The sequence below is a fragment of the Microbacterium neimengense genome (assembly GCF_054782995.1).
The window spans coordinates 718,905-741,518 of the sequence record NZ_BAAGRK010000015.1 but is presented as its reverse complement, the minus strand read 5'-3'; the positions used below and the strand labels follow the sequence as shown (position 1 = coordinate 741,518).

Sequence of the window (22,614 nt, the reverse complement as noted above, 5' to 3'; positions counted from 1 at the left end):
CATGCGGATCCTTGCCCCACGGTCAGGCTGCGAGTGTCAGGACGCGGTGACCTCGCTCACCGCCGTCTCGATGAGATCCGCCACCTCGGTCGGGTGGCTCTGCATCGCGAGGTGGGGTGCGGGAAGCTCCACGATGCCGCGAAGATCGGCGCGCGTGTAGCCGAAGCGCTCGACCTCGGGATTGATCGTGTGGTCCTCGCTGGAGACGATGCCCCACGCCGGCTTCGTCTTCCACGCGGCGAAGGTCGCCGGCTCGGAGAAGGCCGCCGCCGACAGCGGGCGCTGCGAGACCGCGAGCACCTGGGTGCGCGCGAGGTCCACACCGGCGGCGAACACCTCGGGGAAAGCGGCGATCGCCACCGAGACGTCGGTTCCGGGCTCGTCGCTGCCGGGCACCGGGTAGGGCGTGTAGACCAGGTTGGCGGCGAGCTCGGAATCGGGGAACCCGCCCTGCAGCTGGCCGAGGCTCTCGCCGACCTCGAGAACGTAGCCCGAGACATAGACGAGTGCGACGACGTTCGAGGCCTCTCCGGCGACGGTGATGACCGCTCCGCCGTAGGAGTGCCCGGCGAGCACGACGTCGCCGTCGATGGTCTCGACGAACGCCTTGATGGATGCGGCATCCTCGCCGAGGCTGCGGTTGTAGACGGGGGGAACGCGCACGTCGTAGCCGCGGTCGAGCAGCTCACGGGTGACAGGCGCCCAGCTGGCGGCGTCGGCGAACGCGCCGTGCACCAGGACGATGGTGGGTGTGGCCACGGGACAACTCCTTGCTTCTGGGGGGTGGATGGTGCGGCCGACGCTACGTCGCCACGACCGTCCGGTCTTGCTCGCCCGCGAGCAATGCCGTTCGACAAACTCGGCACCCGCAGGCGTGCCGGCGGGAGCGCTCCCGGAAATCGAAGCTGACAGAGGACGTGAGTGAGCGCTAACATTCGGAGAGCCGACGTCGTCGTCGGCCACAGCAAAGACGCTCCCCGAAAGGACCGTAGCCCGTGCCCACGTTGCACCGGGCGGCACCCCCGCGCCGCCGATCGATCCGGACGCTCGCCGTCCCCGTCCTCGCGGCACTGATCGCCGCACCACTCGTCAGCCCCTTGATCGCTCACGCCGACACCCCTACCGGTCTCATCGCGCACTACCTGCTCGATGAGACGAGCGGCACGGTGGCGGTGGACTCGTCGGGCAACGCGCGCAACGCGGCCTATGTGGGCTCGCCCACGCTGACCGGCGCGGATGGCGTGCGCCTGGACGGCTCCGACGACTACGTGAAACTGCCCAACGACCTGCTGCGAGGGCTGTCTTCGGTGACGGTCAGCGCCCAGGTGCTCGTTCGCTCGGAGATGAGCGGCAACCACTTCCTGTGGAACTTCGGCAACACGACGAACGGCATCGGCAACGGGTACCTCTTCGCCACCTCGACGCCGTACCGCGCCGCGGTCGGCATCGGCAACTGGAGCACGGAGCAGGGCCCCAACAGCGGGAGCAACGTGCCCCGTGACGTGTGGAAGACGCTCACGTACACGCTCGACGACGCGACCGACACGTCGCGCATCTACCTCGACGGCGTGCAGGTCGCCGTCAACACGCAGACCACGACCAAGCCGGGCGACATCGGCCAGGGTACGACGACCGCCAACTACATCGGCCGCTCCGCGTACGACGCCGACCGCCTGCTCGCCGGCAGCGTCCGTGACTTCCGGCTCTACGACCGCGCACTGACCGCGAACGAGGTGGGCGATCTGGTCTACGTGCCGCCCGTGCCGGGCGAGTCGGAGGCTGTGGATGCGGCGCTCGCCGCCCTGTCCGTGCCGAATGCCGACGACGTCCGCGGCAACATCACGCTCCCTGACTCGTCGAAGGGTCTCGACGTCTCGTGGTCGTCCTCGAACACGGGCGTGGTCGGGACGGACGGCGTCGTAACCCGCGGCTCGAGCGATGCGGCGGTGACCGTCACCGCCAGCGTCACCAAGGGCAACACCACCCGCACGCGCGACATCGCCCTGACGGTGCGCGCCGCGGCCGAGCTGGCGCCGTTCGAGGGTTACACGTTCGCCTACTTCACCGGCAACTCGGTGCAGGGGGAGAACATCTACTTCGCGGCCAGCAACGGCAACAACGCGCTGTCGTGGACCGAGCTGAACAACGGCAACTACGCGCTCACCTCGAACTACGGCGAGAAGGGTCTGCGCGATCCGTTCCTCATCCGCTCGCCCGAGGGCGACACGTTCTACCTGATCGCGACCGACCTCTCGATCGGCCGCGACGGCAACTGGGACCGCTCGCAGCGCACCGGCTCGAAGTACATCGAGGTGTGGGAGTCGCACGACCTCATCACCTGGAGCGAGCAGCGCCACGTGAAGGTCTCGCCCGACACCGCCGGCAACACGTGGGCGCCCGAGGCGTACTACGACGAGTCGATCGGCGAGTACGTCGTGTTCTGGGCCTCCAAGCTCTACGCGGAGGACGACGTCAACCACACCGGCAACACCTACAACCGGATGCTGTACGCCACCACGCGCGACTTCGTCACCTTCAGCGACACCAAGATCTGGCAGGACGACGGCCTGTCGCGCATCGACTCCACCGTCATCAAGGCGGACGGCGTCTACCACCGCTTCACGAAGGATGAGGGCGCCGGCGGCACGGGCTGCAGCGACATCATCCAGGAGCGTTCGACCGATCTGCGCGCGCCGCTGTCGGGCTGGACGATGGAGGACTCGTGCATCGGCCGAGACGCGGGCACCGGTGCGGTTGAGGGACCGTCGGTGTTCAAGGCGAACCCGGGGGATGTGAACGGCGAGAAGTACTACCTCTTCGTCGACGAGTACGGCGGCCGCGGCTACATCCCGCTCGCCACCGATGACATCGCCAACCCGGACTGGAAGGTGCCGGCGAATTACCGTCTGCCCGCCAGTCCGCGCCACGGCACGGTCGTGCCGGTCACCGCGGCGGAGCTCACGGCGCTTCGCGCCAACCTGCCGCAGCCGATCTCGGCGAACGAGGACGGCGAGGTCGTGCGTTACGACTTCACCGACGGCTCGGGCACCACGCTGCACGACCGGTCGGGTGCCGGCCGCGACGCCACCATCCAGGGCGGGGCGACGTTCTCGAACGGCGCGCTGACCTTCGACGGGTCGAACGACTACGTGGACCTGCCCGACAACCTGCTGGCAGGGGTGACGGATGTGACGGTCGAGACCCGCGTGAAGATCGACGCGGCCCAGCGCAGCCCGTACTTCCTGTACTCGTTCGGTAACACGGGCGGCGACGGCAAGGGCAACGGCTACCTCTTCTCCACCGGCAACGACACGTACCGAGCGGCCATCACGACGGGTAACTGGACGGGGGAGCGCAACGCCACATCCGCATCCGCCCTGCCGCGTGGTGAATGGGCGCACCTCGTGTACACGCTGAGCGGGAACACCGCGCGGATCTATCTCGACGGTGTGCAGGTCGCCCAGAACGACGACGTGTCCGTTGACCCCGGGGACATCGGAGGCGGGCGCACGCTCGCCAACTACATCGGCAAGTCGGTCTACAACGACGACAACCTCTTCCGCGGCCAGGTGAGCGACTTCGTGCTCTACAACCGGGCGCTTTCGCCGGGCGAGGTCGTGGAGCGTTCGGGCAACACCGAGGTGCTCGGCGGCGTGAGCCTCGCCGACCCGTCGGTGCTGAAGATGGCGCCGATCGTGGATGTGGCCAACCGCACGGTGACCTTCCCGGTCAACCGGGGCACCGACCTCACGAACCTCCGCCCCGTCTACGCGACGGCGGAGGGTGTGACCACCTCGCACGCATCCGGCTCGGTGCGCAACCTCACCGCTCCGGTGACCGTGACGCTGTCGCGGGATGGTGCGGAGAACGTCGTGTGGACGCTGAAGGCGGTCGAGGTGAAGACCCCCGTGCTGCCGGGCCTGTATGCCGACCCGAACATCGCGGTGTTCGGCGACACGTACTACATCTACGCGACGAGCGACGGCGTTCCCGGATGGGGCGGCAACACGTTCTACGTCTGGAAGTCGAAGAACCTCGTCGATTGGACGCGGGCGGCCGAGCCCTTCCTGACGCTCGGCGGGGAGAACGGCAACGTGCCGTGGGCGACGGGCAACGCGTGGGCGCCGACGATCATCGAGAAGGGCGGCAAGTACTACTTCTACTTCAGCGGTCACGAGCCGAACGCCAACCGCAAGATGATCGGCGTCGCGGTCGCCGACAGCCCCGAGGGTCCGTTCACGGCCCAGGAGCTGCCGATGATCCGCAACGACGAGAGCGTCACGAGCGGGCAGGCCATCGACCCGGCGGCATTCCACGACCCGGTCTCGGGCAAGTACTACCTGTTCTGGGGTAACGGCAGCCCGCTGTACGGCGAGCTGTCGGACGACATGACCAGCGTCGTGCCCGGCACGATCCAGCGGATCTCTGGTCTTCCGGACTTCCGTGAGGGCCTGTTCATGAACTACCGCGACGGGCTGTACCACCTGACGTACTCGATCGACGACACGGGTTCACCGAACTATCGCGTCGGCTACGCCACGTCGACGAGTGTCGACGGACCGTGGAGCTACCGCGGCATCCTGCTGCAGAAGGACACCACGCAGGGGATCCTCGGTACGGGGCACAGCTCGATCGTCAACGTTCCGGGCACCGACGACTGGTACATCGCGTACCACCGGTTCGCGATCCCCGGCGGTGACGGCACGCACCGTGAGACGACGATCGACCGCATCCAGATCGGCTCCGACGGGCTGTTCCAGCCGGTCGTTCCGACCCTCACCGGCGTGCAGCCGCGCACGGTGCCGGGTACCGGGCCCGACCCGGAGCCGAGCGGATCGGCATCGCCTTCGCCGAACCCGAGCAGCTCTGCGTCGCCGTCGCCGAACCCCAGCGGTTCTGCGTCGCCGCAACCGTCTCCGGAGCCGAGCGCTCCCGGGGTGTCGGTATCGGCGTCGACCGTGGAGCGCGGCGGCATCGTGAAGGTCACCGTGACGGGGCTCGCTCCGGGTGAGCAGGTCACGGCGGAGCTGCGCAGCGACCCCATTCGGATCGCCGGCATTCCCGCCGCTGACTCGGCCGGTCGCGTGGTTTTCGACGTGCAGATCCCCGCGGATCTGCCCGCCGGCATCCACACGATCGTGGTCTTCGGGGCCGACGGATCGGAGATCGCCCGCCAGCTGATCACCGTCGTCCCGGCGGGACAGCTCGCCGTCACTGGCTCGCAGGGCCCGTTGGGTGTGGCGCTCCTGGGATCGCTGCTGGTCGTGGTCGGCGGGATGGCGTGGTTCCTGCGCCGTCCGCGTCGCCGGGCGGTCTGATAGCCCGCTGAACAATCGGGGCCGGCACGGTATGCCTTTCGGGGTATATCGTGCCGGCCGCGGTGTTTGCGCCCGACAACCGGCCGTTTCTGTGCGGCGGCTGTGGATAACTCCAGTGCGCGGGGACGCGTCCCGTTCAGGATGCCGCGCATGTCACCGTCATCCGGTCTTCGCGATGCGATGCCCGCTGAGGCAACGCTCGCCGAGCGGGTGCGGGCGCGTCTGCGTGCCGACGGCGTCGACCCCACGAGGGATCCCGAGGCGGGGGAGCGGTTGGCTCGCGCCGAGGTGCGCCGACACAACGATGCGGCGCTCGCCCGCGGCGCGGCAACCCTCGACGACGAAGACGCATCCGTCCGCGGTGTGATCGCGACCGTCGCCGGCTACGGACCTCTCCCGCCCTTCCTTGACGACCCGGAGGTTGAGGAGATCTGGATCAACGCACCCGACCGCGTGTTCGTCGCGCGCGAGGGCCGCTCCGAGCGCACCGGCGTGGTGCTCACCGAGGCGCAGGTGCGCGAGCTCGTCGAGCGGATGCTGCACGCGACCGGGCGACGTGTCGATCTGAGTCAGCCGTTCGTCGATGCGTCGCTTCCCGACGGGAGCCGGTTGCACGTCGTGATCGGCGGCATCACGCGCAAGCACTGGGCCGTCAACATCCGCAAGTTCCTGCCGCGCTATCGCCGGCTGGCGCAACTCGTCGCCACGGGCACGCTGCCGCCTCAGGTCGCCGAACGACTGAGTCGGGCGATGCGCCACGGCGACAGCATCCTGGTGTCAGGTGCGACGCACGCCGGTAAGACGACGATGTTGGCGGCGCTGATCGCCGAGTGCGCACCGCACCAGCGCATCATCACGGTCGAGGAGACGTTCGAGCTCGCCGTCGACGCGCACGACATCGTGGCGCTCCAGGGCCGCCAGCCGAGTCTCGAGGGAACAGGCGAGGTCACGCTGCGACGGCTCGTGAAGGAAGCGCTCCGGATGCGGCCCGACCGCCTCATCATCGGTGAGGTGCGCGACGCGGAAGCACTCGATCTGCTGCTCGCGCTGAACACAGGCGTGCCGGGTGCCGCCACAATCCACGCGAACTCCGCCCGCGACGCACTCGTGAAGCTCGCTTCACTTCCGCTGCTGGCGGGACGAAACATCGACCGGGACTTCGTCGTGCCGGCCATCGCGTCGAGCATTGATCTCGTCGTGCATTGCGCCCAGGATGCCCGCGGGGCACGGCACGTCGTGGAAGTGATGCAGACGACGGGTGAGGTCCTCGATGGTGTGGTCGAGGTCGTCCCTGTGTATGAGGCGGTGCGATGACAGTCCTGCTCGGTGCGCTCCTCGGCGCCGGAGTCCTCCTCATGCTCGCGCCTCGCTTGTGGCCCGCGCGCGCGGCGGCCGACCGCCCCGTGCCGCGCCGATCTCGGGGCGCGGTGCTCCTGGCGGAGGCCGGCTTCGCGCACCTGCCCCTCAGCGTGCTGATTCTCGCCTCTGCCGCCGGCGCGGTTCTCGCAGCAGCGGTCGCCTGGCTGCTCACCCAGGTGCCGGCGTTCGCCCTGCTCGCCGCGCTCGCGGGGGCGGCGGCACCCGTGTTGTGGCTCCGCGGCCGAGCGCGTCGGCTCCTCAAGATCCGTCGGGGACTCTGGCCCGACATCTGCGACCTGCTGATCGCATCGGTGCGGGCCGGCTTCGCCCTGCCGGATGCGCTCGCTTCGCTACAGAGTTCTGCGCCCACACCCCTGCGGCCCGCCTTCGCCGGCTTCGCGCGCGACCTCGCCGCATCCGGTCACTTCGAGACCAGTCTCGATCGCGTGAAGGTCGCGTTGTCCGACCCGGTGGCCGACCGCATCCTGGAGACCTTGCGGATGGCGCGCCAGGTGGGCGGAACCGAGCTGGTGCCGGTGCTGCGGTCGCTGTCAGGTGCCGTGCGTGCGGATGCGGCGGTGCGCGCCGAAGTGGATGCGCGCCAGTCGTGGGTGCGGGGCGCGGCGGTGCTGGGTCTGGTCGCCCCCTGGGTGATCCTCGTGCTGCTCGCCCTCCGGCCGGAAGGCTCCGCCGCCTATTCGAGCCCCGAGGGCGTCGTGCTGATCGTCGTCGGCGCGCTCGTCTCTGTCGCCGCGTTCCGCATGATGCTGGCGGTCGGGCGGCTGCCCGAGCCGCGGAGGTGGTTCGGATGACCCCGGCCGGCGTCACGCAGGTGGCGCTCGCGGTGCTTCTCGGCGGAGGGCTGGGCGCGGGGATCTCGCTGATCCTCTGGGCGACCCCGCGGTGGCGCGCGGTCTCCCTTGGGCGCCGGATTGCACCGTATCTGCGCGACGTCGCTGACCCGCGCGGATTGACGCCGCTGCACGCACCCGTGCGCGACGCGGGGGAGAGGCTGCTGCGCCGCTTGGGTGCGCGCGTGGGCGGTGCGGCCGATCTCGAGGTGCGACTGCGTCGCGCGGGATGGGCGATGGATGCGGCGGCCTTCCGCGCGCGCCAGCTGACGTGGGCCGTCGTCGGACTCGTCACTGGCGCGGTCCTGGTCGTCACCCTCGTCGTCGCCGGATCCTTCGCTCCCGCGGTTGGCGTCCTCCCGCTGCTGGGGGCCGCGGCCGGAGCGGTCGGCTACGACCTGCGCCTCGGGGCGGCAGTTCGTGCCCGCGCTGCGCGGGCCGCCGAGGAACTGCCCACCATCCTGGAGTTCCTCGCCCTGTGCCTCGCGGCCGGAGAGAGCGCGTTCGATGCGATCCGGCGCGTCTCGTCCGTCGGCTCCGGCGAGATCGTGGCGGAGTTGCGCCGCGCCGTGCTGGATGTCGGGACGGGGTCGTCACTGAGCGACGCGCTCGCCTCCGTCGGACGCGTGATCGACACGCCCGCCGTGGCCCGCAGCATCGACCAGATCGTCGCGGCCATCGACCGCGGGGCACCGCTCGCACAGGTCCTGCAAGCGCAAGCGGCCGACGCGCGCGAGGACGCCAAGCGCGTTCTCATCGAGAAGGCCGGCCGCAAAGAGATCTACATGCTGTTGCCTCTCGTCTTCCTCATCCTGCCGCTCAGCGTGCTCATCGCTGTGTTCCCCGGCATCGTCCTGCTGCGGCTGGGGTTGTCATGACCCCCGTCCGGCCCCTCGTGCTCATGAAGGAGGGCACCATGTTCGACCGATCACCCATACGTCGCCTTCGCACCGCGTGGGGAAACCTCCTTGCCGACGAACGTGGCGACGTTCCCGGCTGGGTCCTGATCACGTTGATGACCGCGGGGCTACCGGTCATAACAATGTCGGCGTAATTCTCGCGATGACCGCGCCAGCACAGGGGAGTCGGGGCACCCCCACACCCTCCCCGTTTCGGTCGGATCGGCTCCCAGGGGTCGCTATCCGTCCCCAAACCCGTGCGCTGTAGAGGGGCATCCTTCTGTGCCACACAACGGCATCTGACCGCTAGCCTGACCGCATGCTGGGGTGGAAGTGGAAGGCCACGAATCACTGGGTGCAACCCACGAGTTCGCGCGAGGTCATGTCGATGATCGGCTCAATCGGCGTCTATAGCACTGGCCAACGCTTCGCGTGGCGAGGTATGGGCAGCGCCGACTTCGAACTGTCGTCATCTCTGCATCGAGCTGTAGGCGGGGACGAGGCTACGGTCCGCGCAGCCGAGCTGGAGATCCTGTCGGAGGCGCGCGAGTGGGGTCTCGGTACGCATCCCACGGGAAGGGTCGATGATCTGCAGCTTCTTTCGGATCTGCAGCACTTCGCCATCCCGACTCGCTTGATCGACATGACCAGCAACCCGATGACGGCGCTGTGGTTCGCCTGTCAGGCGGCGCCCGAGGGGCTGGGGAAGGCGGGTCTTCTACTCGCGCTCAACGTGACCGACTGGCCACGTCTGACCACTGTGCCGGGTGCCGGGGGGATGACATACTCGCGCATTGATGATCCCGAGGGGGCGCAACTGCACGACCAGCTCGAAACTGATGCGCCCTTCGTCGTGGAATCCGCATCTCCGAACGCACGTCTGCGCGCGCAGGAAGGCTTCTTCGTCGCCGGCCGCGTTCCCGTCCCCCTTCCTGTCCCTTCGTCGCACCTCGTGACCGCAGCGGATGAATCTTCCACGATCGATCTCTCCAGCGGTGTCCAAGTCATCGAGCCCACGCCGTTCCGATCGCTTCGGGTGCGGTGGCCGGATGACCTGAATCAAGGTGATCTCAGTCGCCGGCTACTGAATCCCGACGTCGGGCGTCCGAGACACCTTCCGTTTGTAGCGATCATCATCAGTGCCAACCTCAAGGACAAGCTATTGCGCTATCTGGAAGGCACCTACAATCGCTCTGCGCGGGTGCTCTTCCCGGACTACCAGGGGTACGCCGCATTTGGCAGACACGTGAATGCGCCCGTCCAGGCGATGTGAGTCAGCCCCGCGCGCAGTTGGCGAGCACGGCTGTGTGTCTCTCTAGGCGCGTCGCATCGATCGCGAGTGCGCCGCTGGATAGGTTGACTCTATGCCGCTGGAGCGCATTCCGCCCCCCGCGCCGACGCCGCCCGCGATCGGCTCGATTCGACTCGGCTACTTGCGGCTCACTCTCGATGACGTGCAGGACGTGGCGGACTATCTGCGCCGTGAGGGATACGCGCCCGTGATCTCTGCCGGCCAGACCGCCATCGCGACCGATGCCGAGTCGCTCAAAGGTGCAACCGGCTCGGAGCTGGCGCGCGTGGTCGTCGGCGTCGAGGAGAAGTCGCTCGGCGTATACCTCTACGGCGGCGAGGCCAAGATCGAGTACGCGAACGGTGACGACCGCGCACGCGCGGCGAGCGAGCGAGTGGCTGCCATCCTGCGGGAACGCCAGGTGCCCGGCCTCTACGTTTGGATGCGCATCCTCGGGCGCCAGATCGCGGTGTTCGGGACGCTGTTGGTCGTCCTGGTCGGCGGCTCCCTAGCGTTCAGCCCGTACGCCTGGGGACGGATCGAGGCGGGGCCGACGGCGCTGGTCGCGCTGGCGCTCCTGGTGTTCTGCATGATACTCACGTGGATCAATTACTCCGATGAGCGCAAGCGCGGCGGCGTGCGCCTGCAGCCGTTCTTCCGGCGCGAGCGCCGCCAGGTGACACTGACCGCAGGCCAGGCGATCTGGACCGGGGTAATCACTGCCGTCGCATCGGGCGCCGTCGGCGCTCTGGTGACGTGGCTGTTGACCGGGGGCGGCGCGGCAGACGCTCCCTGAGCACGTGTCCGAGGCCACACCTAGGCTCGCGGTCAGAGGTCAACTTCACGACGAGAACGGGGAACGGTAATGGGCGAGCTGAACGCGGTGCGTATCGCGATGCGGGATCGACTGGAGAAGGCGTGGGACGGTCTATCCGGCCGCCACGATGACCCGCCCGAGTGGCTCGACCGCCTCGCGCTGCAGCTCGAGCTGTGGGTGGGCGATGAGCTGGAGGGCGCCCCCTACCTGGAGATCGGTTTCGACAAGCCGCCGGCAGAGTCGCAGCGGTTCAACCGACACCAGGACTTCCCGTTCAACGCGCTGAACTCCGAGACGCTGTATCTCCGTGCGCTCACGAGGAGCTATTTCGTCGACGTCGAGGTGCAGAAGGTCGTTGGCGAGCGCGAACAGGTCGCGACGACGGTCCACCTCGTGCCGCGCGATCGCCTGCGCAAGCTCGCCGCGGAGGAGATCACGATGCGTGGGCCGAAGCCCGATGCGATACAGCTTCGCGTGACCTATGCGGGCGCAGGGGAGTACCTCATCCCTCGCGACGCCGAGACCGCCGACGACGCCTGGAGGAAGGGCGGCGGGGTCGATCTGTTCCGTGAGCTTCGCGGCGACCTGTGGCGGCCGGTCGTGACGGACAGCAAGGCCGACGCGCGGATCTGATACGGGGGGCGAGATGATTGCGGCTGCGTCGAATTCAGGCCTGAGTGCGCCGTACCCAACCGTAGGCCTATCGCGTGGCTTGGCGCTTAGCGCGTATGCGTTCGAGCTTCGCAGGCCCCTGAAATACCTCCTGCAGCACTTCGCCCACGGGGTATGACCGCGCTCGTCGTCGTGATCTGGGCGCTCGCCGGTCCCGCGCTCGCGGATCTGTTCACCCAGGCGATCGACCGCGTCAGCGGGTTCTGAACGATGGCCGACCGGCATCCGCTGCTCGACGACGAAGGGTCCGCCCCGGTCGAGTTCGTGCTGGTCGGTGCCGTCCTGACCTTCCTCACGCTTGCCGTGCTGCAGCTGGGCTTCGCCGTCTACATCCGAAACGTCGTGCACGATGCGGCAGTCGAGGGGGCGTATCACGCGGCGCTGGCGGATACGAGCCTGGCGGATGGAGCTGCGCGCACGGAGGCCGTCGTCTCCCGGGTAGTCGGGGATGCCTATCCCGTCGAGGTTCAGACCGCGGAGACCGACCGCTTCGGCTATCCCGCGACCGAGGTCACGGTGCGGGCGACATTGCCGGTCGCGGGCCTGTGGGGCGTGCCCGAGGCGTTGGAGGTGACCGCTCATGCGCCGAACGAGAGTTTCGACTGAGCGCGCGACGCTGCTGGAGGATGACGAGGGCAACGCATCGCTCGAGTTCATCGTCGCGGGCCTTATCCTCCTCGCACCGCTCGTCTACCTGATCGTGGCGCTCGGAGCGATCCAGTCACAGGCGCTCGGCGTGGAGGCGGCGGCGCGCCACGTCGCCCGCGCGGTGTCCACCGCGGCGAATGCCGAGGATGCCGCCGCCCGCGCCGACCTGGTTCTGGCGGCCGTCGCGGAGGAGTACGGCATCGATCCGGATGCGGTGGCGATGCGGTGGGAATGTGCGCCCGCCGGCGTGGAATGCCCCTCCGCGGGTGCAACGCTGCTCCTGAGCGTCAGCACGGATGTACCCCTTCCCCTCGTGCCGCCGGTGCTCGGCCTCGACCAGGTCGCATCCGTTCCGGTCGAAGCGAGCGCCGCGCAGAAGGTGTCCCGACTCTGGGGGACGACGCCATGAAGCGCACCGCGCTCGACGACGAGGACGGCAGCATCCTGCCCCTCGTGATCGGTTACGCCGTGCTCGCGTTCGCCGCCATCTTCGTGTGCGTGTCGGCGACGAGCCTGTATCTCGCGCAGAAGCGCCTGGATGGGGTGGCGGATGCGGCGGCCCTCGCCGGAGCCGACGGCTTCACCCTCTCCGTGGTCGACGGTGCTCCGCGCGCCGAGCTGAGCGAGGACGGCGTACGCGAGCAGGCGGAGGCGCTGGTTGCGTTCTCTGGTGATGCGACTCTGGTGTCGGCGACGACGCCCGACGGAGTCTCGGCGCAGGTGACGGTGGCAGGAGTGTGGCACCCGCCGCTCGTGTCGATGTTGGTCCCCGAGGGCGTCGCGCTCGAGGCGACCGCGACCAGTCGGACCGCGCTGCGGTAGCGCGGGGTCACACCACGTCGGGGGAGGTGAGCGCGGCGATCGTGCCGGGCTCGAGCCATGGCGGGCGCCGGTCGTCCGGGATCGTCGGCGCCGCGAACATCACACGATCCGGAGCCCACCCCGGAGTGACGACGCTGCCGATCAGCGCATAGCCCTGCGGATCGCCGAGCCGGAGTGCCTTCGTCGTGCCGGCGGGGCACACCACCATCGGCTGCTCGCCCGCATCCACATCCGTGCCGAGCACGTGCCGCTCGATGACGCCTTCGTCCGTGGCCAGGAGGTACTCGACCGGGCCGCCCTCGATGAGCACATGGATGTCGTCGGAGGCGAGCCGGTGCCAGTAGTTGACGGGCCGCTCGGCGTCGAGCAGATAGAAGATCGAGTTGTGCGCGGCCAGCGTGTCCTCACCCACGGTGACCGGCAGTTCGGAGCGCGAGCGCGGCGCCCACCACCCGGACTCCACGGGGAGCGGCTCGAGCTGCAGCGCACGTCGCCAGTACTCGGCGCGGGAGGAGGCGTCGGTCGTCATCCCTCGAGGATGGCACCCGCCCTCCCGCGAGACTGCATCTCCGTCACGAGCTCACTGTGTTTACCCGTGATCTCGTGCGAAAGATGCAGTCTCGCGGGAAGAGGGCCCCGGAGGTGCCCGCCCGGTCACCGCCGGCGGAGGAGAAGTACCGCGTCGTCGATCGTGGACTCGGTGCCGTCCGGCGCCGTCACGGGGCGCGGGCGGTTCTCGGCGACGATGGTCTCCCACGCGGACGCATCCAGCGCCAGCGCGGCGAGCTCTTCGTGAACGTCGGGGAAGTGGGCGTGCTGAGCGTCGGCTTGCGACCACGGCGGAACGGATGCGTGCGACACGACGAGCAGGTGTCCTCCCGCCGCGACACGGGATGCGGCGGCACGCAGGATCTCGAGTCGGTCCAGCGTCACGGGGGAATGCAGGAACGATGCGGTCACGAGATCGAAGGAGCCCTCCGGCATCCCGTCCGGAAGCTCCGCCCGCACGAAGCGCGCGCGTCCGGCGAGGTCGGCGCTCGCCGCCGCCGCGGTCGCCCGCCCGACCGCCGTGGCGCTGATGTCCACGCCCGTGACCTCCCACCCCTGCTCCGCGAGCCACAGGGCGTCGCCGCCCTCGCCGCAGCCGAGGTCGAGTGCCGTGCCCGGCGACAGGGAAGCGGCCACATCGGCGACCGTGCGGTTCACCCGCCCCGACCACATCCGCTCGTCTCCGGCGTACCGGCCCTCCCAGTAGGCGGCCGGCGCGGCCACGCGGTCGAGGTCCTCCTCGACGAGCGCGGCATTCACCCCGGCGCCGACGAAGGATGCGGTCCCCATCGACAGCGGGACGTTGGCGCTCGCGTCGACGACGTTGCCGGCGGCCCAGACGCGCGGATGGCTCGTGCGTCCCAGGCGGTCGACCTGGATCATGGCACCCAGCGGCCCCTCGGTGCGCACGAGGTCGAGGCCGTCGAGGAAGCCGTCGTGCGGAACCGGGCGACCTGCGGTGAAGATCGCCGACACGGCGACCTCGCGCCCGTCGGCGGTTCGCACCGCGTCGATCCGGTCGCCGTCACCGCGCACCTCGATCACCGGCGAGCTCACCAGGCGCACTCCGCGGGCGAGCAGGCGATGGCGGAGCTCTGGATCGAGATCGCCGAGACCTGCGGTGAAGACCACGACATCGTCGCTCCACTGCGTGAGCAGCTGCGCCTGGTGTGCGCCGAGCGGCGAGGTCGTCAGCACGCCGATGGCCTGTCCACGCACCTCCCAGCCGTGGCAGTAGGGGCAGTGGAGCACCGTGCGGCCCCATCGCTCGGCGAGACCGGGGATGTCGGGAAGCTCGTCGCTCAGTCCCGTGGCCACGACGAGCGCGCGGGCGCGCACGACGGAACCGTCGACCAGCGCCGCCGTCACGCTCTCGTCGTCTGCCTCGACACGCGAGACAGATCCGTCGACGAAGCGGCCGCCGTACGCCTCCACCTCGGCACGGCCGCGGGAGCGCAGCTCACCCGGCGCCAGCCCCTCGTGTCCGAGCACACCGTGCATGTGCTCGGCGAAGCGGTTGCGGCCGGAGCCGGAATCGACGACCGTGACGGCGCGACGCGCGCGCACGAGCATGAGGGCTGCGGAGAGACCGGCAGGGCCGGCGCCGACGACGAGGACGTCCGTGGAGTGCTGCATGAGCCCATCACACGGGTACTCTGCAACTATGGCAAGCGATCTTGCAGAAACGGCAAACCCCTCCATCCGCGCCGAACTCGACGACCTCGGGATGCGGCTGCGTACCGTCCGCCGCGCGAAAGGATGGACGCTCGACGACCTCGCCGCGCGCGCGGGCCTCTCCTCGAGCACGCTCTCACGGCTGGAATCGGGCAAGCGTCAGGCGAGCCTCGAGCTGCTGCTGCCGCTGGTTCGCGAGCTCGGCATTCGCATCGACGATCTCTTGCAGCCGCGAGACCAGGACCCCCGGGTGCGGCGCGCCCTCATCCATCGCGAGGGCCACCTCGTGCTCCCGCTCGCGCCGGAGGGGTCGCCGACGAACGCGTACAAGATCACGTATCTCCCGGGGCCCGAGCCCGAGCAGCGGGTGCACGACGGGTTCGCCTGGTTCTACGTGCTCTCGGGACGCCTGCGCCTGCGGATGGGGGAGCAGGACCTCGTGCTCGTGCGCGGTGAGGCGGCCGAGTTCGATACGCGCACGCCGCACGCGATGTCTGCTGCGGGCGGCAAGCCCGTGCAGGTGATCAGCATCTTCCACGGCGACGGCGACCGCATCCACACGCACTCCGAATCCGTGTGACCAGGCCGTGCGTTCAGTGCTCGCTGAGCGCGGACTCCTGAGCGACGGCGGCCTCGGTGAGCCGGGGGGATCCGCCGATGAACCAGTAGACGAGACCCACGAGCACGGCACCGCCGAAGAGGTTGCCGAGTCCGACCCACAGCAGATTCGTGCCGAAGTGCCCCCACGTGGCATCCGGAACGCCGGTGGCGAGGCCGATCGTGTATGTCGTCATGTTCGCGACGACGTGCTCGAAGCCCGATGTGATGAACGCGAGGATCGCGCAGAAGATCACGGCGAGCTTCGCGCCGTCGGAGCTGAGTCGCGCGCACATCCAGATCGCCAGGCAGACGAGCAGATTGCACAGTGCGCCGCGGACGAAGAGCTCGACGGGCCCCTCGTGAGCCTTCGCAGCGAGCATGTCGGCGAGCATCGTGCCCGCCGCGGCATTGCTGTGCAGCACCCCCGACGTCGCGACCAGCACGCCGAAGACGATCGAGCCCGCGAGGTTGGCGCCGAAGGTGGCGAACAGCGCTCCGATCGCCGGACCCGGCTTGATGGCGCGCAGGTAGGTGCCCTGCGCGAGCGTCATCATCGATGACGTCACGAGCTCTCCGCCCGCGAACACGACGAGCGTCAGCGCCACACCGAACACGAGACCGCTGACGAACTTGCCCCATCCGCTTCCGGCAGCCGTCAGAGGGCCTGCCGCGCTGACCATCAGCACCACGCCGACGCCGATGTACGCGCCGGCCATCATCCCCGACGCGAGAAAGCGTCCGGGGTGCCGCAGGCCGTGCACTTTGTGCTCCGCGGCCGGTGCCTGGACGTCGATGAGCGCGCGTTCGATAGTCAGCATGTCCGATCGGGCGCGAGTGGTGGGCGCGTCCGCCTCCTGCGTCGATCGTCCTCCGGATGCGGGGGCGTGCCGCGCTCGGTCAGCCGTGCATAAACGGGATCAGAGTCCCAGCGCGGCCAGGAACGCGTTTCGGAAGGTTCCTGTCGGATCCAACTGCCCGCGCAGCGCGACCGCCTCGTCGAAGCGCGGGTAGCGCGCACGGATGTCGGCGGCCGACATCGTGAAGACCTTGCCCCAGTGCGGGCGGGCGGCGTACGGGGCCAGAGCGTCTTCGATGCGCGGAAGCACGGCGCGCACAGCATCCACGTCTCGCCGCCAGGTGAAGTGCAGCCCGACCGACTCGCGTCCGTACGCGCCGCTCAGCCACAGATCGTCGGCGGCGATGGTGCGCACTTCGTTCACAAGGAGCAGCGGGACGAACCGCGGCGACAACTCGCGCAGCGCCCCGATGGCGGCAGGGGCGTCGCGTCGGTCGACGAAGTACTCGCTCTGCAGCTCGTCGCCCTGCGAGGGGGTGAAGCCGAGACGGAAGTGGGGCAGGCGCTCGAGCCACGGACCCGCGACCCCTCGCTGCACGGTGCAGTTCTCGGCGGAGACACCCGGCAGCGGATGACGGGGCTCGGATGCGGGCAGGGAGCCCAGCACGGTCGCGGGTGGCTGCGCCTCGCCTACGCGCGCCTTGAGCCAGAGTTGGTCGGCGACATCGGGATCGGTCCAGGTGCTGAACAGGCTCACGCTGTGACCGAGCGAGGTTACCGCCGACAGGTCCTCCAGCGCCGCATCCCAGGGCACGCGCTCGTAGACGGTCTGCGCGATGTCGTAGGTCGGTTCGATATCGAGCTCGACGTCCAGCACCACGCCGAGCGCCCCCAGCGACACCACGACGCCCGCGAACTCCGGATCACCGCGACGGAACCACCGAATGGTGCCCTCGGCGAGCAGCAGTTCGACGCCCGCGACGGATCCCGCGAGCGACCGATTGCGGTCGCCGGACCCGTGCGTGCCGGTCGCGATTGCCCCGGCGACCGAGATGTGCGGCAGCGACGCGAGGTTTGCGAGCGCCCAGCCCTCGGCCTGCAGACGCTCGGCGACGTCGCCGTAGCGCAGCCCGCCGGAGACCCGCGCGATGCGGGCCGCCGGAACGATCTCGACCCGTGCCGGCATCGCCGCGGTGGACAGCAGGATGCCGGGGGTGTCGGCGATCGCCGAGAACGAGTGGCGGGTGCCGAGTGCGCGCACCGCATCCGCATCCCGCACGATGCGCGCCGCCTCTTCGCGGGTGGTCGGCGACACGAGCTCGCCGCTGTACGTAAGGTTGCCCGCCCAGTTCTGCACTGCCATCAGCTCTCCTCGCGTCGTCGCGGAACGAAGCGCGGCACCCACCTGATGAAGGCCGCCGCGCCCAGCAATCCCACCACGCCCATCGCGCCGGTCGCCACCGACAGCGACGCGATGGCGGTGAGGGCGGTGAGCAGAAGTGGAGCGACGGCACCGCCCGCATCCGTCAGCGTGCGCCACGACCCGAGGAAGGCGGCGGGCTCGCTCTTCGGCGCCACGTCCGCGCCGAGCGTGAGAAGGATGCCGCTGGACAGACCGTTTCCGACGCCGAGCACCGCCGCGAACATCGCGAACCACATGTTCGCCGAGTTGAGATCGTGCGTGAGCGACAGGGCGAGGAAGCCGGTGCCCATGAGGATCATGGCCGGAAGCGCAGCCCACAGCCGACCGAAGCGGTCCATGACCTGTCCGCTCGCATAGAAGAGGGCGAAGTCGATCGCCCCGGAGACACCGACGACGAGGGCGATGGTGGGGGCGTCGAGGCCCAGGGAGAGACCCCACAGCGGAAGCACGACCTGGCGCGCCGACCGCACGGCCGACAGGGATGCCGCGGCGACTCCGAGACGTGAGAGCACCCGCCGGTGCTGCCACATCGTGCGGAACACCCCCACTCGCTCGTCGACCGGGATCGAACCCGTGACCGGTTCACCGCTGTCGTCCTCGGACGCGGGCGCCCGGTCGGGAGCCTCGGCGGTCTTCTCGGGGTCCGGCCCCAGCAGCACCAGCAGCACGGTCGCCACGAGGCAGACGATGAAGAACCAGACCGCGGACAGCTCGTCGCCGACGGCGAACAGGAGACCCGCCGCGATGAACGGGCCGACGAAAGTGCCGAAGCGGAACGAGCCGCCCAGCAGCGAGAGGGCGCGGGCCCGGAACGCGATCGGGACCCGCGTCGTCATGAAGGAATGGCGGGCGAGGCCGAAGGCGGCCGCGCAGAACCCGATCACGAACACGGCGACGGCGAGGACGGCCGTATTCGGCGAGAGCAGCATCGTCACGGAACCGGCGATGGCGAGGACGCCGCCGATCGCCATCGTGAGGCGCTCGCCGAGACGCGCCACCGACCACCCGGCGGGGATGTTGCCGCAGAGCTGGCCCACGACGAGGAAGGAGGCGATGAACGCGGCCTCCGCGACATCCGCTCCGCGCTCTGCCGCGAGGATCGGGATGAGGGGGATCACGGCCCCTTCGCCGAGGGCGAAGAGGATCGTGGGGCCGTAGATCATGGGCGCGAACCGCCAGAGCAGAGAGCTGACGCGGTCGGACACGTGCATCCACGATACTCTGGAGTGCCATGCTCGAATTCGATCCGTCTGCCGACATCCAGGCCCTCCGCTCCACCTTCAGCGACATCAAAGCCGTCGTCGACGTCGACGCCCTCCGGGCAGAGATCGATCGGCTCTCCGAAGAGGCCGGCGCCCCCGACCTCTGGGACGACGTCGAGAAGGCGCAGAAGGTCACCAGCGCCCTCAGCCACCGCCAGGCCGAGCTCAAGCGCGTCACCGAGGTCGAGCAGCGTCTCGACGACCTCGATGTGCTCGTCGAGCTCGCCAACGAGATGGACGACGAGGACTCCGCCGAAGAGGCCCGGCGCGAGATCGCCGAGCTCGAAGACGTCGTCGGCCAGCTCGAGGTGCAGACCCTCCTCGACGGCGAGTACGACTCCCGGTCGGCGGTCGTGACCATCCGCTCCGGCGCGGGCGGCGACGACGCCACCGACTTCGCCGAGATGCTCATGCGCATGTACCTGCGGTGGGCTGAGCGTCACAAGTACCCCGTCAAGGTCATGGACACCTCCTACGCCGAGGGCGCCGGCATCAAGTCCGCGACCTTCGAGGTCGACGCCCCCTACGCCTACGGCACCCTCTCCGTCGAGGCCGGCACGCACCGCCTCGCCCGCATCAGCCCGTTCGGCTCGGCCGACAAGCGGCAGACGAGCTTCGCCGCCGTCGAGGTCATCCCGGTCATGGAGGAGGCGCAGGAGGTCGAGGTTCCCGAGAACGACATCCGCGTGGACGTCTTCCGCTCGTCGGGCCCCGGCGGCCAGTCGGTCAACACGACCGACTCCGCGGTTCGCATCACGCACATCCCCACCGGCATCGTCGTCTCGATGCAGAACGAGAAGTCCCAGATCCAGAACCGCGCCGCCGCCATGCGTGTGCTGCAGACGCGCCTCATGCTGCTGCAGCGCGAAGAGGAGGCCGCGAAGAAGAAGGAGCTCGCCGGCACCATCACCGCGAGCTGGGGCGACCAGATGCGCTCCTACTTTCTCTACGGTCAGCAGCTCGTGAAAGACCTGCGCACCGGACACGAGGTGGGCAACCCCGCCACGGTGTTCGACGGCGACCTCGACGGCTTCATCGCGGCCGGCATCCGCTGGCGCAAGCGCAAAGACGAGGACTGATCCGGCGCGCCGGGTGTCGCACCGGGCATCCGTAGCGAGCGCGCTTAGGCTGTCACAGCCATGATCCGGTTCGAGAACGTCACCAAGCGGTATCGCGGCACCTCCCGACCCGCGCTGCAGAGCGTGGACTTCGAGGTGCAACGCGGAGAGTTCGTCTTTCTTGTGGGGGCGTCCGGCTCCGGCAAGTCGTCCTGTCTGCGCCTCATCCTGCGCGAAGACTCGCCCAGCGAGGGTCGTGTGGTCGTGCTCGGTCGCGACCTGCGCTCGGTGCCCAACCGCAAGGTTCCTTACTTCCGTCGTCAGATCGGTGCCGTCTTCCAGGACTTCCGGCTCCTGCCGACCAAGACGGTCTTCCAGAACGTGGCGTTCACGCTGCAGGTGATCGGGTCCTCCCGCGGGTTCATCCAGCAGGCCGTCCCCGAGGCGCTTGCGCTCGTCGGTCTCGACGGCAAGGAGAAGCGACTTCCGCACGAGCTGTCCGGTGGTGAGCAGCAGCGCGTCGCGATCGCCCGCGCGCTGGTCAACCGTCCGCAGATCCTCCTGGCCGACGAGCCCACCGGAAACCTCGACCCGGCCACATCCGTCGACATCATGCAGCTGCTCGCACGTATCAACGCCGGCGGCACCACCGTCGTCATGGCGACACACGAGGCGGGATTCGTCGATCAGATGCAGCGCCGCGTCATCGAACTGCGCGGCGGCGAGATCGTGCGCGACGAGCGACACGGCGGCTACGGCGACACATCCGCCATCCCGCGTCTCGCGCCGGAGGTCGAGAAGGGCGCGGCGGCGGTCGCCGCTCTCACGGCCGTCCTCGACGTGCATCGTGAGATCGCCGAGACCGGTCAGATCGCTCCCTTGACGCTGGATGCGGCCGTCGCAGCCACCGAACAGGCAGCCCGTACCGAACCGGCGCATGCTGCGGCGGTGGCCGAGGCGAAGGCCGCGGAAGCACTGGCGGCGCGTCTGGCCGAGGAGGAGCGTGCGAAGCGCCCCGGCGCCGACCTGCCCGCAGAACTGGGACTCGCCGACCGCCTGGGCCTCGGTGCGTCCGACGACGAGGTAGGACCCACACGATGAGATTCGGACTGATCATGGGGGAGGCCCTCAGCGGCCTCCGCCGGAACGCATCGATGGTGATCTCCGTCGTGCTCGTGACCTTCGTGTCGCTGACCTTCGTGGGCGCGGCCGTTCTCATGCAGATGCAGATCGGAAAGATGAAGGACTTCTGGGTGGATCGCGCCCAGGTCGCCGTCTACATGTGTGCCAGCGTGTCGACCGCGAGCACCTGCTCGGACGGTGTCGCCACCCAGGACGAGATCGATCAGGTGAAGGCGGAGCTCGAAGGCCCCGCGCTGTCGCCGCTCATCAAGAAGTACACGTTCGAGACGAACGACGAGGTCTACGACAAGGCGATTCAACAGTTGGGCGACGACTACAAGAACATCGTCACGCCTGATCAGCTGCCCGCCACGTTCTCCATCCAGCTCAACGATCAGAGCCAATCGGATGTGATCGCGGAGGCGTTCGGCGGAAGCAAGGGCGTCGAAGAGGTCAAGGACCAGATGCAGTACCTCGAGCCGCTGTTCTCCGCCCTCACGATCGCGACGTACGTCGCGGTGGGGATCGCCGGTCTCATGCTCGTCGCCGCCGTACTGCTGATCGCGACCACCATCCGGCTGTCCGCGTTCGCCCGGCGCAAGGAACTCGGGATCATGCGTCTCGTGGGCGCTTCGAACCGGTTCATCCAGACACCCTTCATCCTGGAGGGCGTGTTCGCCGCGCTGATCGGCTCGGCGCTGGCGAGCGTCGGAGTCTGGGCGACCGTCGAGTTCGGCATCAACGGGTATCTGCGTGAGCGCATCGGCTTCGTCACGACGTGGGTGGGGTACTCCGACCTCGCGCTCGTGATCCCGGTCATCGTCGTCATCGGTGTCCTGCTCGCCGCGCTGTCGGCCGGATTCGCGATACGTCGGTGGTTGCGCGCCTGATACGTGAGGCGCTGGGCTTGCTAGACTGACGGGCTGCCGCGCGCCGTGCGGTCGCACGAAGGAGAGAGCATGCCCAGGGAACGCGGAGAGAAGGTCGTCGCGACCAACCGCCGCGCGCGCCACGACTACACCGTCGAGAAGACGTACGAGGCCGGCCTCGTGCTGACCGGCACCGAAGTGAAGTCGCTGCGCCAGGGGCGCGCCAACCTGACCGACGGTTACGCCTACATCCAGGGCGGCGAGGCGTTCCTCGACGCCGTCCACATCCCCGAGTACTCGCAGGGACACTGGACCAACCATGCGGCCAAGCGCACGCGCAAGCTCCTGCTGCACAAGGAGGAGATCGTGAAGCTGTCCCACGCCGTCTCCGCCGGCGGCTACACGCTCGTGCCCCTGCGTCTGTACTTCTCCGACGGCCGCGCCAAGATCGAACTCGGTGTCGCCAAGGGTAAGCGGGAGTATGACAAGCGTCAGACCCTGCGAGAGCGACAGGACACCCGCGAGGCCGAACGCGCGATGCGCCTGCGCAACCGCGTCGGGGAGTGATCGCACGATGGGTCCGC

21 protein-coding genes are annotated in these 22,614 nt (G+C 69.0%); 15 read left to right on the top strand and 6 right to left on the bottom strand.

What is annotated here, in order from left to right; translation table 11 throughout:
• Window positions 1–36: 36 nt before the first annotated feature.
• Window positions 37–759 carry an alpha/beta fold hydrolase gene (locus ACYVJS_RS14195; protein ID WP_460740523.1) on the bottom strand — a complete coding sequence of 241 codons (723 nt, stop codon included), beginning with the start codon at window positions 757–759 and terminating at the stop codon, window positions 37–39.
• 236 nt (window positions 760–995) lie between these two features.
• Between ACYVJS_RS14195 and ACYVJS_RS14190 the strand changes: the two genes are divergently transcribed.
• From ACYVJS_RS14190 to ACYVJS_RS14145, 10 genes are all read left to right on the top strand, one after another.
• A complete protein-coding gene (locus ACYVJS_RS14190) occupies window positions 996–5,318 on the top strand; it encodes a family 43 glycosylhydrolase (RefSeq protein ID WP_460740522.1) in 4,323 nt (1,440 codons plus the stop codon).
• 150 nt (window positions 5,319–5,468) lie between these two features.
• Window positions 5,469–6,632: a CpaF family protein gene (locus tag ACYVJS_RS14185; RefSeq protein WP_460740521.1), complete on the top strand. Its 1,164-nt coding sequence runs from the start codon at window positions 5,469–5,471 to the stop codon at window positions 6,630–6,632.
• Complete coding sequence (locus ACYVJS_RS14180; protein ID WP_460740520.1) at window positions 6,629–7,489, top strand: type II secretion system F family protein; 861 nt, start codon at window positions 6,629–6,631, stop codon at window positions 7,487–7,489. The genes ACYVJS_RS14185 and ACYVJS_RS14180 overlap by 4 nt, the downstream gene beginning before the upstream one ends.
• Entirely contained in the window at window positions 7,486–8,406 is a 921-nt protein-coding gene (locus ACYVJS_RS14175) for a type II secretion system F family protein (RefSeq protein WP_460740519.1), read from the top strand. The genes ACYVJS_RS14180 and ACYVJS_RS14175 overlap by 4 nt, the downstream gene beginning before the upstream one ends.
• Before the next feature lie 340 nt (window positions 8,407–8,746).
• Window positions 8,747–9,700, top strand: coding sequence for an FRG domain-containing protein (locus ACYVJS_RS14170; protein ID WP_460740518.1), 954 nt, complete (start codon window positions 8,747–8,749; stop codon window positions 9,698–9,700).
• 91 nt (window positions 9,701–9,791) lie between these two features.
• Window positions 9,792–10,514 (top strand): hypothetical protein, encoded by a 723-nt coding sequence (locus ACYVJS_RS14165; RefSeq protein ID WP_460740517.1) that lies wholly within the window; start codon window positions 9,792–9,794, stop codon window positions 10,512–10,514.
• Between the two features lie 69 nt (window positions 10,515–10,583).
• Window positions 10,584–11,168 (top strand): hypothetical protein, encoded by a 585-nt coding sequence (locus ACYVJS_RS14160; protein ID WP_460740516.1) that lies wholly within the window; start codon window positions 10,584–10,586, stop codon window positions 11,166–11,168.
• 249 nt (window positions 11,169–11,417) lie between these two features.
• Window positions 11,418–11,813, top strand: coding sequence for a TadE/TadG family type IV pilus assembly protein (locus ACYVJS_RS14155; RefSeq protein ID WP_460740515.1), 396 nt, complete (start codon window positions 11,418–11,420; stop codon window positions 11,811–11,813).
• Window positions 11,788–12,264 (top strand): TadE family protein, encoded by a 477-nt coding sequence (locus ACYVJS_RS14150; protein ID WP_460740514.1) that lies wholly within the window; start codon window positions 11,788–11,790, stop codon window positions 12,262–12,264. The genes ACYVJS_RS14155 and ACYVJS_RS14150 overlap by 26 nt, the downstream gene beginning before the upstream one ends.
• Complete coding sequence (locus ACYVJS_RS14145; RefSeq protein ID WP_460740513.1) at window positions 12,261–12,677, top strand: pilus assembly protein TadG-related protein; 417 nt, start codon at window positions 12,261–12,263, stop codon at window positions 12,675–12,677. Before ACYVJS_RS14150 ends, ACYVJS_RS14145 begins: the two co-directional genes overlap by 4 nt.
• A gap of 7 nt (window positions 12,678–12,684) precedes the next feature.
• On the opposite strand, the gene ACYVJS_RS14140 is transcribed toward ACYVJS_RS14145, so the two are convergent.
• Both ACYVJS_RS14140 and ACYVJS_RS14135 read right to left on the bottom strand, forming a co-directional pair.
• Window positions 12,685–13,206 (bottom strand): cupin domain-containing protein, encoded by a 522-nt coding sequence (locus ACYVJS_RS14140; protein WP_460740512.1) that lies wholly within the window; start codon window positions 13,204–13,206, stop codon window positions 12,685–12,687.
• A gap of 125 nt (window positions 13,207–13,331) precedes the next feature.
• Entirely contained in the window at window positions 13,332–14,861 is a 1,530-nt protein-coding gene (locus tag ACYVJS_RS14135; RefSeq protein WP_460740511.1) for an FAD-dependent oxidoreductase, read from the bottom strand.
• A 28-nt stretch (window positions 14,862–14,889) separates the two neighbouring features.
• Here ACYVJS_RS14135 and ACYVJS_RS14130 point away from each other — a divergent pair, with 28 nt between their 5' ends.
• Entirely contained in the window at window positions 14,890–15,480 is a 591-nt protein-coding gene (locus tag ACYVJS_RS14130; protein WP_460740510.1) for a helix-turn-helix domain-containing protein, read from the top strand.
• A 13-nt stretch (window positions 15,481–15,493) separates the two neighbouring features.
• Here the strand turns inward: ACYVJS_RS14130 and ACYVJS_RS14125 are convergent, their stop codons facing one another.
• The 3 genes from ACYVJS_RS14125 to ACYVJS_RS14115 form a co-directional block, all read right to left on the bottom strand.
• Window positions 15,494–16,318: a formate/nitrite transporter family protein gene (locus tag ACYVJS_RS14125; protein WP_460740509.1), complete on the bottom strand. Its 825-nt coding sequence runs from the start codon at window positions 16,316–16,318 to the stop codon at window positions 15,494–15,496.
• Between the two features lie 99 nt (window positions 16,319–16,417).
• Entirely contained in the window at window positions 16,418–17,659 is a 1,242-nt protein-coding gene (locus tag ACYVJS_RS14120; RefSeq protein WP_460740508.1) for an FAD-binding protein, read from the bottom strand.
• On the bottom strand, window positions 17,659–18,930 hold the full coding sequence (locus tag ACYVJS_RS14115) for an MFS transporter (RefSeq protein WP_460740507.1): 1,272 nt from the start codon (window positions 18,928–18,930) through the stop codon (window positions 17,659–17,661). The genes ACYVJS_RS14120 and ACYVJS_RS14115 overlap by 1 nt, the downstream gene beginning before the upstream one ends.
• A gap of 20 nt (window positions 18,931–18,950) precedes the next feature.
• Here ACYVJS_RS14115 and prfB point away from each other — a divergent pair, with 20 nt between their 5' ends.
• The 4 genes from prfB (at window position 18,951) to smpB (ending at window position 22,597) form a co-directional block, all read left to right on the top strand.
• Window positions 18,951–20,060 carry a peptide chain release factor 2 gene (prfB, locus tag ACYVJS_RS14110; protein ID WP_234075202.1) on the top strand — a complete coding sequence of 370 codons (1,110 nt, stop codon included), beginning with the start codon at window positions 18,951–18,953 and terminating at the stop codon, window positions 20,058–20,060.
• 60 nt (window positions 20,061–20,120) lie between these two features.
• Entirely contained in the window at window positions 20,121–21,140 is a 1,020-nt protein-coding gene (ftsE, locus tag ACYVJS_RS14105; RefSeq protein ID WP_460740506.1) for a cell division ATP-binding protein FtsE, read from the top strand.
• A complete protein-coding gene (ftsX, locus tag ACYVJS_RS14100; protein WP_460740505.1) occupies window positions 21,137–22,051 on the top strand; it encodes a permease-like cell division protein FtsX in 915 nt (304 codons plus the stop codon). The genes ftsE and ftsX overlap by 4 nt, the downstream gene beginning before the upstream one ends.
• Window positions 22,052–22,120: 69 nt before the next feature.
• Window positions 22,121–22,597 carry an SsrA-binding protein SmpB gene (smpB, locus tag ACYVJS_RS14095; protein WP_307324783.1) on the top strand — a complete coding sequence of 159 codons (477 nt, stop codon included), beginning with the start codon at window positions 22,121–22,123 and terminating at the stop codon, window positions 22,595–22,597.
• Window positions 22,598–22,614 lie beyond the last annotated feature (17 nt).